9 protein-coding genes and 1 tRNA gene are annotated in these 14,765 nt (G+C 28.4%); 7 read left to right on the forward strand and 3 right to left on the reverse strand.

The features are described from left to right. Positions 1 to 113: 113 nt before the first annotated feature. The 3 genes from dnaN (at position 114) to Bsans602_RS00085 (ending at position 4,618) form a co-directional block, all read left to right on the forward strand. Entirely contained in the window at positions 114 to 1,241 is a 1,128-nt protein-coding gene (dnaN, locus tag Bsans602_RS00075) for a DNA polymerase III subunit beta (RefSeq protein ID WP_500837098.1), read from the forward strand. A gap of 318 nt (positions 1,242 to 1,559) precedes the next feature. Continuing rightward, positions 1,560 to 3,977 (forward strand): DNA topoisomerase (ATP-hydrolyzing) subunit B, encoded by a 2,418-nt coding sequence (gene gyrB, locus Bsans602_RS00080; RefSeq protein ID WP_500837099.1) that lies wholly within the window; start codon positions 1,560 to 1,562, stop codon positions 3,975 to 3,977. A gap of 230 nt (positions 3,978 to 4,207) precedes the next feature. Next, positions 4,208 to 4,618 (forward strand): Hsp20 family protein, encoded by a 411-nt coding sequence (locus Bsans602_RS00085; protein WP_500837100.1) that lies wholly within the window; start codon positions 4,208 to 4,210, stop codon positions 4,616 to 4,618. 162 nt (positions 4,619 to 4,780) lie between these two features. Here the strand turns inward: Bsans602_RS00085 and Bsans602_RS00090 are convergent, their stop codons facing one another. After that, a complete protein-coding gene (locus Bsans602_RS00090) occupies positions 4,781 to 5,788 on the reverse strand; it encodes an AI-2E family transporter (protein WP_500837101.1) in 1,008 nt (335 codons plus the stop codon). 453 nt (positions 5,789 to 6,241) lie between these two features. Here Bsans602_RS00090 and glyQ point away from each other — a divergent pair, with 453 nt between their 5' ends. Continuing rightward, positions 6,242 to 7,156, forward strand: coding sequence for a glycine--tRNA ligase subunit alpha (glyQ, locus tag Bsans602_RS00095; protein ID WP_500837102.1), 915 nt, complete (start codon positions 6,242 to 6,244; stop codon positions 7,154 to 7,156). A 25-nt stretch (positions 7,157 to 7,181) separates the two neighbouring features. Continuing rightward, the gene (gene glyS / locus Bsans602_RS00100) at positions 7,182 to 9,263 is read left to right on the forward strand and encodes a glycine--tRNA ligase subunit beta (protein ID WP_500837103.1); all 2,082 of its coding nucleotides are present in this window, start codon (positions 7,182 to 7,184) and stop codon (positions 9,261 to 9,263) included. A gap of 167 nt (positions 9,264 to 9,430) precedes the next feature. Here the strand turns inward: glyS and Bsans602_RS00105 are convergent, their stop codons facing one another. Further along, entirely contained in the window at positions 9,431 to 10,051 is a 621-nt protein-coding gene (locus tag Bsans602_RS00105) for a Fe-Mn family superoxide dismutase (protein ID WP_500837104.1), read from the reverse strand. Between the two features lie 360 nt (positions 10,052 to 10,411). Between Bsans602_RS00105 and Bsans602_RS00110 the strand changes: the two genes are divergently transcribed. Both Bsans602_RS00110 and Bsans602_RS00115 read left to right on the forward strand, forming a co-directional pair. Beyond that, positions 10,412 to 10,485, forward strand: a tRNA-Pro gene (locus Bsans602_RS00110). A gap of 200 nt (positions 10,486 to 10,685) precedes the next feature. Further along, positions 10,686 to 12,776 carry a M3 family metallopeptidase gene (locus Bsans602_RS00115; protein ID WP_500837105.1) on the forward strand — a complete coding sequence of 697 codons (2,091 nt, stop codon included), beginning with the start codon at positions 10,686 to 10,688 and terminating at the stop codon, positions 12,774 to 12,776. Between the two features lie 262 nt (positions 12,777 to 13,038). Here the strand turns inward: Bsans602_RS00115 and Bsans602_RS00120 are convergent, their stop codons facing one another. Continuing rightward, positions 13,039 to 14,661, reverse strand: a complete 1,623-nt coding sequence (locus tag Bsans602_RS00120) for an inorganic phosphate transporter (protein WP_500837106.1) — start codon at positions 14,659 to 14,661, stop codon at positions 13,039 to 13,041. Between the last annotated feature and the right edge of the window lie 104 nt (positions 14,662 to 14,765).

A 14,765-nucleotide genomic window follows, 5' to 3' on the forward strand; every position in this document is an offset into this window, starting at 1 on the left:
GCACGCTTTAATGTCATTATTAATAAGTTTGTATTTTAAATCTTATTAAATAATAGTAATTATGCAATCAGATTGGGTTTTCAATTTAAATGATTATTATGTAATTAACCAAAATGTTGTCCAATAAATCTACTATAAATTTTGTAATAAGCAGAACGTCCTTGTACCAACCTTTGCAAAAAGTTGTAAGTATTATTAGCGGGCGACCAAGGATGCCCATTTTAACTCATGTATTATTAAAAATTAATGGCGATTGTTTATATATTACTGCTACAGATTTAGAAATAGAAATAACAGTTACAGTGATGTTAGAAGGTAAATATTCTATTGGATCTATCACGACACCAGGGCGTAAGCTTTTTGAAATCTGTCGTAGTTTACCTGAATCATCAAATATTTCTATTATGTTAAAAGATAACAAGCTAATTATTTGTTCTGGATATAGTACTTTTTATTTATCTACTTTACCTGCATCAGATTTTCCTAAATTAGAGGAATGGAATAATAAAATAAAGTTAGTTATATCACAATCTATTTTAAAAGAAATGATTGAATTAACTCAATTTTCTATGGGCCAGCAAGATGCACGTTATTATTTAAATGGGATGTTTTTTGAAACCAATAAACATACTTTACGTGTTGTTGCAACGGATGGACATCGTTTAGCGAGTTGCAAAACCATTGTAGACTCGTTATTACCTTATCAGTCAATTATCATACCTCGTAAAGGAATTGTTGAAATTGTACGTTTGTTAAATATTGGGAAAAAATTAGTAAATATTCAAACAAATAATAATAGCATTCGTATGAAGATGGATAATTATACTTTTACTTCTAAATTGATTGACGCTGTATTTCCAAATTGTCACGATATTTTTTTGAGAGAACCGAAAAACATTTTAGAGGTATCACGTGATATCATGCAACATGCTTTAAAACGCGCCGCGATTCTGTCTAATGAAAAACTTCGTATCATTCAATTTGCGTTAACTACTAATCAATTAAAAATAACTACACATAATTTTGAACATGAGGCGTCAGAAGAAATTTTGGATGTTTTATATTCAGGAGAAAATATTAAAATATCTTTTAATGTGGATTATTTGCTCGATGTGCTTCATGCAATGGTGGGCATACAAACTTTACGGTTTTTTTTTACAAACGAGATATCCAGTATTCAGATTGAAAGTATGGAGAAATGTTACGATGCAACTTATATTATTATGCCAATTAGAGTATAAAACAATTTACAGATTGTAAGCTAACATGTATTTTAATATTTAAATTGTGTGTTAAATTTTGAGTGTGTAATTAATAATAACATCATAATAAATAATCTGCATATATAATTGTATATTTAAAATAAAAAAATGCATAATGTAAATCTATATTTACTTCTTATATCAGTGAGGCATTCTAGTGATATGAAAAAATAATTATTTATACATTAGATATTACATAATTTGTAAAAATAGTAATAATTCGATGATAACTGTCTTTGATATGTATATTTATAACTACTAATTTATATTATATGTGCATTATACAGGAATAAGGTTATGTTGAGCGCTTATGATTCTTCAAGTATTAAAATATTAAAAGGATTAGATGCGGTACGAAAACGTCCTGGGATGTATATCGGAGATACTGATGATGGAACAGGATTGCACCATATGGTATTTGAAGTGGTGGACAATGCTATTGATGAAGCTATTTCAGGATATTGTCAAAAAATAGTTGTCACAATTCACCAAGATAACTCAGTATCAGTTCAGGATGATGGGCGTGGTATTCCTACCGGTATACATGAAGAAGAAGGAATATCTGCAGCTGAAGTGATTATGACTGTATTACATGCTGGAGGGAAATTTGATAATAGTAATTACAAAGTGTCAGGAGGATTACATGGTGTTGGAGTGTCGGTAGTAAATGCATTGTCAGAACGGTTAGAGTTGGTAATAAAAAGAGATTTTAAAATCTACAAACAAATGTATTATGAAGGAAAACCACAATCACCTTTAGAAATTATAGGAAATAGTGAAGCAAGTGGTACTACAGTACGGTTTTGGCCAAGTCTTAAAATATTTACAAATAAAACTGAATTTCAATATGATATTTTAGCGAGACGCTTGCAAGAATTATCATTTTTGAATTCAGGAATTTCAATTATTTTAAATGATTATCGTAATAATAAAAAAGAAAATTTCCATTACGCAGGCGGAATAAAAGCTTTTATAAAATATTTAAGTATCAATAAAATACCGATTCATCCTAATATATTTCATTGTTTAGGGAACAAAGGAGAAATTAATATAGAAGTTGCATTGCAATGGAACGATAACTTTCAAGAAAAAATATATTCTTTTACTAATAATATTCCACAAAAAGATGGTGGCACTCATTTAGCAGGATTAAAAGCTGCTATTACAAGAACAATGCATTTTTATATGGATAAAGAAGGATATAATAGAAAAGTTAAGGTTGTTACTATAGGAGATGATGCTAGGGAAGGATTAGTTGCCATATTATCAATTAAGATACCAGACCCAAAATTTTCTTCTCAAACTAAAGATAAATTAGTTTCATCAGAAGTGAAAACTGCCGTTGAGTCATTAATTTATGAAAAATTGATTGAATTTTTTTTAGAACATCCAATAGATTCCAAGAATATAATAAATAAAGTTATAGGAGCAGCACGTGCTCGGGAAGCAGCACGAAAAATTAGGGATTTGACACGTCGTAAAGGACTATCGGATTTTTCAACACTTCCAGGTAAATTGGCTGACTGTCAAGAAAAAAATCCAGCTTATTCTGAATTATATTTAGTAGAAGGAGATTCTGCTGGTGGTTCTGCGAAACAAGGCAGAAATCGCAAAAATCAAGCAATTTTACCGCTTAAGGGTAAAATATTGAATGTAGAAAAAGCACGTTTTGATAAAATGCTGACTTCTCAAGAAGTAGTGACATTAATTACTGCGCTTGGATGCGGCATTGGTCCTAATGAATATAATCTAGATAGATTACGATATCATAATATTATAGTTATGACGGATGCAGATGTTGATGGAGCTCATATTCGTACTTTGTTGTTAACTTTTTTTTATCGTCAAATGCCAGAAATTATTGAAAGAGGACATATATTTATCGCGCAACCCCCTTTATATAAAGTACAGAAAGGACATACAGAACAATATTTTAAAGACGAAGAAGCGATGAATAAATATCAGATATCAATGGCAGTAGTTGATGCTCGTTTTTATATTAATTCTAACACTCCTCCTTTAATAGGAAAAATATTGGAACAATTAATTTTTGAATATTATTTGATACGAAAAATTGTTATTCGTATGGAACGTCAATTTCCAAAGATATTGCTTAATAGATTGATTTATCATTCAGTTTTATCTGAAGAGCAATGGTACTTTTATGAAAACGTTAAAACATGGATGGAATCTTTAGTTGAATCGTTACGTCGTTTTGAAGAATATGGCAGTAGTTATGATTTTATTATTTCAAAAAATCATGAGCATAAGTATTTTGAACCGATATTACGTATACGAACATATGGGGTAAATATAGATTATGTATTAAGTATGGATTTCATTAAAAGTCATGAATATAAAAAACTAGTATCTTTTGGGATAAGAATGAATGAATTATTTCTTTCAGATGATGCATATATAGAATATGGGTTATATCGTAAAAAAGTATGTTCTTTTGACCAAGCAGTAAATTGGCTTATGCAGGAATCTCGCAAAGGGTTAATAGTGCAACGTTATAAAGGATTAGGTGAAATGAATCCCGGTCAATTATGGGAAACAACCATGAATCCTAAAAATAGATGTATGTTACGTGTCACAATAAAAGATGCGATAAAAGCTGATCATTTATTTACCACGCTTATGGGTGATTTAGTTGAACCAAGACGTGCATTTATTGAAGAAAATGCATTGAAAGTAACCAATATAGATTATTAATGTATATGGGGATAAGGATAAAAATATTTACTCTATACTACTATGTAGTATACCGTGTTTTTATATTATCTGTTTAAATAAGTTTACAATTATGTAATTATATAGTTGATATCATAAGTATGTATAGTATCTATGATGTGTTTGGTGATTTCAGTATGAAAGATATCAATAATTACATCTGAATAATATGTTTATAAAATTTATTAATCACTTTATTAGGAGTATTATAAATGCGTAATTTTGATTTTTCGCCATTATATGGTTCTGTGATTGGATTTGACAGATTGGTTAATTTTTTAGAAATTGGACAAAGTAATGGAAATTATCCACCTTATAATGTTGAATTAGTTAGTGAGCATAAATATTGTATTTCTATTGTAGTAGCTGGTTTTACAAATAGTGAATTGGATATCACGATGCATGATAACATGTTAGTAATAAAAGGAGTGCATGTTGATTCTCATCAAAATTCTAAAAATTATTTGTATCAAGGTATTACTGAGCATGATTTTGAGAGAAAATTTCAATTATCTGAGCATATTCAAATAACAGGAGCAAATTTGGAATATGGGATTCTTTATATACATTTGGAAAGAATATTACCAGATACGTTGAAGCCAAGACGCATAGAAATTAAATAGTAATTAAATTTATTATTATTATTACATCGTTAATGTGAAAACACAAGATCAGGTTTAATCTATTAGGATTGATACCAAGGAAGAAGCCCGATCTTGTGTTTGTTTTTCATTTTAATGGTGTGCAGTTTTTAATTCTTTGTATATGTGCTTGTAGATGAGAGATTAAATTAGTTTCTTTAAACGTAGTTCAGTTTTTAAATAAGCATAAAAAATTGGAGCTGCTATTAAACCTTCTAAACCGAATATTGCTTCTAATAAAAGCATGGAAAGTATCAACTCCCAAGGGTTAGCATTAATTCTATTTCCAATAATTTCAGCGTTCAGAAAATATTCTAATTTGTGAATTAGTATTAAATAAATAAACATTATTATTCCAATGCTTAATGAAATAGATAAAGCAGAAATAGTGATCATAACGTTTGAAATAAGATTGCCTATAATTGGCAACATACCTAAAATAAAAGTAATAATAATTAAAGTTTTTCCTAATGGCAAAGATTTTTCAATTAATGGCAATAAAATAAAAATCATAACAGATGTTAATGATGTATTTACTAAAGAAATTTTAATTTGTGCAAAAACAATGTTACGAAATGCTTGAGAAAGATTATATACACGTTCTAATAGTTGGATAGTAAAATATGTATTATTGGTATAGTTTTGTGTAGATTTAGCGCAAGATACCAAAGTACCAATTACTAGTCCTATTAATAAAGTGATAAATCCGTGCAGAAAAGTATGTCCCATATTACGGATAAGAATTAAGTTTGATTCAATCCAATTAAATATTTGATCTTTTAATTCTTCAGTAGTATTCGGTAAAAAAGAAGGTAAGAACTCGGGTAGTCGTTTTTTTAAATCAGAAAAAATTCGATTAATTTCAATAGAAATACTAATTTTATTAATATCTTCTGTAAAAAAATTAGTACAATTAATAATTCCTATAGTTACTACAATAATGATACTTATTGTTATTAGTATTACAGCTGTCCAACGAGCACGATTGATGCCAATAAAACGTTCAAAGTAAGATGCGGAAGATACTATAATTTCATAAGTTAAAAATCCAGAAAAAAAACAAGGAAATAAACCTAATGGTATAATAACCATGATGCCTGTAAATATTATTATATAAGAAATTATCATGATTGATGTTTCTTGAGAAATCATTTTTTATTTCCTAATAATATATAGATATTGAAAACATACAGTTTTTATTAAAGTTCAGAGTAACCTAAAGGTTTTATAATTATATATATATATGTGTACATATGAATTTGTATGTCGTCATATAGCATATTTTTAAAGTTAACTGTACAATTAGTATGTTTAAAACGATTTATTTATATGACTTTAGTAAATATTGAATATGTACACAACAAAATAAAAACACACAATTCTTAATAAGTATAACAATATAGATGTTGATGCATTTAATTTTATGTATATAAAAGAGTATAAGCTTGTTTTTAGTTTAAAAGATTCGCTAATGATATAATGTCGCTTACTGTCAGTAAGTATACATATCATGTTTTTGTTATATAATTGTATCATAAATAATATTGAAATAATTGATATTATTATAGGTATGAAATATTAAAATTTTTAAATAAATAAGATGAAATGTACTGTAATAATAGCTCAAAGACTTTTCAAGGATTAATACAAGCATTAGAATGTTATTGGAGATGCTGCGGCTGTATTATAGCCCAACCATTGGATATAGAAGTTGGAGCAGCAACATCACATCCTGTCACTTTTTTTAATGCTATTGGTCCAGAACCTGCTTCAGTTGCTTATGTTCAAGCATCTCGTCGTCCTATGGATAGTCGATATGGCCAGAATCCAAATAGATTGCAGCAATATTATCAGTTTCAAGTGATTATGAAGCCTTCTCCTAAAAATATGATACAACTATATTTGAATTCTTTAAAAACGCTTGGATTAAATTATGTAAAAAATGATATTTGTTTTATTGAAGATAATTGGGAAAACCCTACACTTGGAGCATGGGGATTAGGATGGGAAATTTGGTTAAATGGCATGGAAATAACTCAATTTACTTATTTTCAGCAAATAGGTGGATTAGAATGCAAACCTGTTACAGGAGAAATAACTTATGGATTAGAACGGTTAGCTTTATTTTTGCAGGGTGTAAATAATGTTTATGATTTAGTTTGGGGGTATAGTGCGCTAGGGTCAGTTACTTATGGAGATTTATTTCGTCAAAATGAATTAGAACAATCAGCTTATAATTGTGAACATACAGATATTGAATTTTTATTTAGAATTTTTAGTCAATATGAAAATGAAATAGAACATTTAATTACTATGATGCAACCTTTAATTATTCCAGCATATGAACGAATTTTAAAAGCAATACATATTTTTAATTTGTTAGATGCTAGAAAATTGATTTCTATTACAGAAAGAAAAAATTATATTCTACGTATTCGTAAATTAGCAAAAATGATAGCAGAAACTTATTACATATTTCGTAAAAAATTAGGATTCCCTATGTGTATAAATAAATCATAATGTAATACAAGGATTAATATTTATTATGAAAAAGTATACTTTTTTAGTAGAGGTTGGTACTGAATCGTTGCCGTCAAAACTTTTAAAAAAATTAGGAAAAGATTTTTTTTATCAGATTATTAGTGGCTTAAAAAAGAATAATTTTGTTTGTGATAAAGTTAATTGGTTTGCATCTGCATGTCGTTTAGCAGTTAAGGTTAATATAAGAATACAGGGAAATCTTCATCATAAGCCATCTATTAATCAAATAAACAATGATAATGTACATAATAAACACGTTAGGAATATATATAATCAAAAAAATTTAATAACGAGTAAGATGCACATTCAGAATAGTACACAAACTAATAACTATAAAAAAATATTAAAATGTGATGATAACGTAATAGTACATAAAAATTATGAATATTTATTTTGTGAAATAGTTAATATTGCTTTAGAAAAATTAAATAATTACGCAATGATGCGTTGGGGAGATGTAGATATTCCATTTGTTAGACCCGTGCGAACTATAACAATATTATTAGATACATATCTTATTCAAGGTTGTTTTTTTGGTATAAAAACAGACCGAGTGCTTCATGGCAATAGATGCATACAAGATGATGAAATTATTCTTGAGCACGCAGATTATTATCCAGATATTTTAACTACAAATGGTTGGGTGATAGCGGATTATATTGTACGCAAGAATGTTATACGAGCTGCAGTAGAAAAAGAAGCCGTAAAACTTGGAGGTGTTATAGATATTCAGGATGATAGTTTGTTGGAAGAGGTTACTTCTCTAGTGGAATGGCCCGTAATTCTTTCCGGTCGATTTCATGAAAAATTTTTAGCATTGCCTCATGAAGTAATACTTCATATTATGCGATATGATCAAAGATACTTTCCAGTGTACAATTGTATTAATGGCATGTTGTTGCCATATTTTATTTTTGTAGCAAATACTATTTCAGATAATTATGAGCAAATTATTGTTGGTCATGAGAACGTAATAACTCCACGTTTAATGGATGCAGAATTTTTCTTAAAAGATGATAATAAATGTCGTTTAGAGGATTACATTCCTAAATTAAATTCTGTTTTATTTCATAGAAAACTTGGTACTCTACGTGATAAAATTTGGCGTATAGAAGAATTGTCTGGTTGGATAGCTCATCAGATAGACGTAGATATCCAACAAACGAAACGTGCTGGATATTTATGCAAGTGCGATCTTATGAGTAACATGGTATTTGAGTTTCCTTCAACTCAGGGCATTATTGGTATGTATTATGCTCGCCGGGATGGGGAGTCAGAAAAGATAGCAGTGGCACAAAAAGAACATTATCAGCCACGATTTTCTGATGATAAATTACCTACAACTTATATTTCTTGTGCTGTATCTATTGCAGACAAAATAGATACCATTGCAGGTATATTTGGAATTAAAGAATTTCCAAAAGGTAATAGAGACCCATTTGCTTTAAAAAGATCTGCTATTGGAATATTACGTATTCTTATATGTAAAAAATTACCATTAAATCTATTATCTTTAATACACAAATCAGTGGAATTATATGGTGAACAATTGACTAATATGACAGTTATTAATGATATCCATAATTTTATGTATAATCGTTTGTTTTCGTGGTATTCCACCAAGGGCTATAGGTCTGACATTATAAAGGCAGTATTCAACGTTAAAACTTCTAGTATAGTAGATATTCATGCTAGAATAGATGCGGTAGCTGATTTTTTTAAATCTAAAAAAGAGGAAAATGTTAAATTAAATTTAATTTATAAAAGAATATCAAATATTATAGCTAAAAAACAAATGTTATATAATTATGATGTGAAGTTTAGTTTACTTAAAATGCCAGAAGAAATGAATTTAGCTACACAAGTAGTTTCAATAGAAAATAAATTGCAACAATTATGCACTCAGCATCGTTATTACGATGCATTAGTTATTATGGTAACAATTTTTAACGCAGTAAATGTGTTTTTTGATAATGTTATGATTATGGACAAAGATGAACATGTACGGATTAATCGATTAACTTTGTTAAATAAAATAAGAAATTTATTTTTAAAGGTAGCAGATTTTTCAGTATTATATCTTTAGTCCCCTATGTTAAATAGGTTTATGTTGCTGTTGTTTGTATATTAGCACGTACAGGTTAACCCATCTTATATTCAAGCATGTAACTTGTAAATTAGGTATTCAGAAGATAAAAGAAAATGCTCGAATATATTACAATATTTGTTATTATAATAGTAAATGACAATATTTTATACTTGATCAAATTGTATAAATACCTCATCCCAGTTAACTATATTCCAAAAAGATTTAATATAATCTAATCGACGATTTTGATATTTTAAATAATAAGCATGCTCCCAGAGATCTAACCCAAGAATTGGGTATCCAATTGTTCCAGACATATCTGTGCCCATTAATGGGTTGTCTTGATTAGTAGTAGATGCTATAGATAAAGTGTTATCATGTCGTTTTATTAACCATACCCAACCAGATCCAAAATGACTGATAGCAGTTTTTTCAAAACTATCTTTAAAAGAAGAAATTCCTGAAAAATTGTATTCTATTGCATCTTTTAATTCTCCTTGAAGCATAGTATTTTTTTTAAGAAACTTCCAAAAAAGGCTATGATTAATATGGCCTCCAGCATTATTACGTAATATGGTTTTTTTTTGATTAGGTAAATTATTTAATTTCTGTATTAATTCTATAATAGGTAAATTAGAAAATTCAGGTAAATCAGTTAGTGCTGCGTTAGTATTATCAACATATGCTTGATGATGTTTGGTATGATGAATCCGCATAGTTTGTTCATCGATAAATGGTTCTAAAGCATCATACGAATAAGTTAAAGAAGGTAATGTAAAACTCATAATACAATTTCTCCATGATTATATCAATGTTATATACAATAACTTAAAACCAGTAATATTAAAACATATTATAAGTAATAATGTTATTTTTAGATAATTTATTAACAAATATGATTTATACAACATTTTCATATTACTTAGCAATAGAAATATGTAACATATTTTTTATTTTAGATGTATTATGATCGAAAGAATAAAGCTAATATGATTTTATTATTTAAATAATGATAATTATATTTTGTTTATAGAGTTTAAATATATGATTAAAGATGTTGTTATTAATTTAGATTATATTAGTAATATTTAAGTTTTTATCTGTTATTTTAATAAAAACAAAAATACTTTTATCTTATAAAACAACGGTGAGTAGCGTAGTTTGGTAGCGCAATACGTTCGGGACGTATAGGTCGGCGGTTCGAGTCCACCATCACCGAGAGAATGTAAGTAATAACATATTTTTATTTGGTGTTTTTTGTATCTAACGACAAAGTAATTACAAATGATGTTTTTTATTAAAATTATTTAACAGGTCATGATATTTATCATATAACAAATATTGTATCTTATATATATATATATGATATATTGCAAGGTCTATAAAATTAGAAATATAATTATAAATTAAGGTTTTTATATGCAAAATAATTTATTACTTCATTCTTTTGCATTTCCTCTATTTTCTTCTATTGATCTGAAACACATAAAAGAATCTATACGACAGGTTTTGACTAATTGCTATAATACGGTAGATAAAGCTGTATCAGAAGAAAATATAACTTGGGATACATTGTATTATCCATTAATGATTGCAGAAAATGAATTGCAACGTACTTGGTCTCCGATAGCACATTTAAATTCTGTGAAACATAATTTAGAATTACGTAAAGTTTATGAAGAAAGCTTATTATTTATATCTGAATATAAAAATTGGATTAATCAGCATTATGGTTTATATAAGTCTTATCAGTTATTGAGGAATGGAGACTCTTATCAGAAGTTAAATATAGTACAAAAAAAGGTTATAAACAATATTTTATGTAATTTTAAATTGTCAGGAGTTGATTTATCTCCGAAACGAAAAAAAAAATATATCTATATAACTTCTAAATTGTCACAATTAAGTGTAAATTATGCTAATAATGTATTTGATGCAACATTAGGTTGGAATAAATTAATTACCGAAAAGAAGGTATTATCTGGCATACCAAAGAGTAGCTTGGAAAACGCTCGTTTGGAAGCGCAAGCTCACGGGGAAAAAGGATGGTTATTTACATTACAATATCCTAGTTATTCTTCAGTTCTTTTATATTGTGATACTCAAGAACTTAGAGAAGAATTATATTGGGCTTTTAATACTCGTGCTTCTGATCAGGGACCTAATCGTGGACAGTGGGATAATACTGTAATAATGGATGAAATTTTGGCATTACGTCACGAACTAGCACAAACATTAGGATTCAATAGTTATCTTGAAAAATCTTTAATGAAAAGAATGATGCAAAGTCCAGAACAAGTATTTAATTTTCTTACAAGTTTATCTACTCAAATATCTCATAACGAATATAAAGAATTTTTAGAAATTCAAAATTTTGCTAAAACGCAATATTCCTGTACATCTTTAAATCCGTGGGATCTTGCATATTATAGAGAGAAACGAAAACAATATCTTTTTTCGATTACACATGAAGAGTTACGTTACTATTTTCCTGAACAAACAGTACTGCACGGCATGTTTTTAGTAGTGAATCATATATATGGAATTTTTATCAAAGAACGTTTCAATATAGAAACATGGCATCCTAATGTACGATTTTTTGATATTTTTGATGATAAAAATAAATGGATGGGAGGATTTTATTTAGATCTCTATCTTAGAAAAGACAAACGCGAAGGTGCTTGGATGGATGAATTAGTGAGTATGATGTACCGAAAAGGCACCATTAATCAAAAACCTATTGCATACCTAATTTGTAATTTTAGTTATTCAGAAAACAAAAAATCAGCATGTTTTCTAACACATAATGATGTAATCACTTTATTTCATGAGTTTGGGCATGTATTACATCATATTATGACACGCATTGATGTTCCAGAAATATCCGGAATTAACGGAGTACCTTGGGATGCGGTAGAATTACCTAGTCAGCTTATGGAAAAATTTTGTTGGGAACCTGATGTATTACGATTAATTTCTGAGCATCATCAAACAAAGGAACCATTATCTGATTGTATAATAAATAATTTATTAAAAACGAAAACATATCAGTCATCATCTTATCTTTTACGTCAAGTGATATATGGGTTGTTTGATTTACGAATACACTATGAGTATATTCCAGGAGAACGAGGAAAGACACTGAAAGTATTTAATGAAGTAGTGAAACAAATATCGACACATCATTTTCCAAAAAATTGGGAGCGGTTCCCTCACTCTTTTATTCATATTTTTTCTGATGGCTATGGAGCAGGATATTATAGTTACCTATGGGCAGATGTATTAGCATCCAATGTTTGGTATCGTTTTAAAAAAGCAGGTATTCTTAATCCAAAAATAGGAAAATTATTTCTGAATAATATTATTGCATTAGGAGGAATTATTGATCTGAAACAATGTCTTATAGAATTCTGTGAGCAGTCAGTCACAGTGGAATCTATGTTACGATATTATGAAGTTCCTATATCTACAAATAATGATTTGTTGAAAAAAATTATAATTTATGACTAGTGTATGTGTTTATTATTATACTATATACTGTAAATTAAGTACAATGAATTGCTCTTGTAATTTATTTTGTTATTACGTATGCCATGTGATAGTTTTGTTTGTAAGACGGTTTACATATTTATTTTAAATTCTTTATTATAAAGGGTTAGTGGAGTATAGATTATAAATAAATATGTTATATTTAACTTTAGTTTTATAAAAGTCTTAATGATTAGCCTAAGTTATTAGGCTAATCATTAAGACTTTTTCATGTTTATTTAATTTATATTTGAATGTATTTATGTAATAATTTTAATAAAGTCCAATAGAAACTTCCACTTAGTATAATTGAAACAGGTAGGGTTAACGACCAAGTTATTAATATGTTTTTTATTGTTCTTTTTTGTATTCCCCAACCACGCATTAACATACTTCCCGTGATAGATGAAGATAATACATGAGTGGTAGAAACTGGCATTCCAGCGTAGCTTGCTGTTCCTATAGATATAGCCGTAGTCAATTGTGCTGATAGGCCTTGCGCGTAAGTCATTTCTTTTTTCCCTATTTTTTCACCAATAGTGATGGCAACTCGTTTCCAACCAATGATTGTACCTAAAGATAATGATAGCGCGACAGCTAAAATAATCCAAGTCGGGGCGTATTCAATTGTATTTAGTAAATGTTCTTTTAAATGATTAAGAAAATTTTTATTATTATAAGAGGTTTCTGGAAGTGCTACTATTTGGTCTAAAATATCTACTATATAGATTAATAATTGCCTCATTTGAGAACGTTGTTCTATGTTTAGTTGCGAATAGTGATCTAAATTTTCAAGTAATAATGAAGCGTTATGAATAATAGTAAGGGTTAATGATAAATCATAGAAAATTTTTTTTACTTGTATTTCTGTGTCTGGAGAAGATAGATATTGATTGAGATATGTTATATTATTGTTTTTTACAAAAATTTGTGTAGAATCTGTAATGGAAGGAACAATAACTTTTAATTGATTTAATGCTATTGATATAGGTATGGATGTGATTTCTGATGGAATGATAGCTTTAAAATTGTTGCAGTGTTGAGTATAATATTCATAAAAATTATTGACTGCATTTCGAGTGCGAGAGATGTCATGACTACTAGCATTCATATCAAGCATAAAGCTTGCTGGAGCTACTCCTATTAGGAGTAACATAATTAGACCAATGCCTTTTTGCCCATCATTTGCTCCATGAGAAAAACTGACCCCAGCTGCAGATAAAATTAATACAACACGAGTCCACAATGATGGTTGAGGTCTTCCATATTCTTGTATTTGTTGAGTTGGAGTTATATGAATATCTTTGTGTTTTTTGCCATTATTCCAATATCGACACAGTATCAGCATCATTATTCTAGCTAATGTTAAACCTATTATTGGTGATATTATTAATGATAAAAAAATATTAATTAGTTGCGGAATATTCAATCCCTGCATCATTGGACAATGTGTAATTACTGCATGAACTAATCCGATTCCGATTAATGTACCAATCAGAGTGTGAGAACTAGAAGTAGGTAATCGTAAGTACCACGTTCCAAGATTCCATAGTATTGCTGCAAATAACATGGAAAAAATCATAGCTAGAATATGATTAGGATTGGTATTTGTAAAGAAATATGTAGGAAGTAAATGAATAATTGTATATGCAACACTTAAACCACTCAATATGACTCCTAAAAAATTAAATATTCCTGACATTAATACTGCACTATGAGAACGTAACGCACAAGTATAAATTATAGTGACTACAGAATTAGCAGTATCATGAAAGCCATTAATAGCTTCATAAACAAATACAAGAATTAATGCAAGAATCAACATAATTCTAATATGTATTTCTAGGTTGAAGAGAAAATGTGACATAAGAAAATACGCCATTATTAAAATGATAAAATTCGTATTATCTATGAGAATCTATGTAGAAAAAAATTATATTTTTATAGTGATCATATGTAAAGTGATATATA

The sequence above is a fragment of the Candidatus Blochmannia sansabeanus (nom. nud.) genome (genome assembly GCF_059935345.1).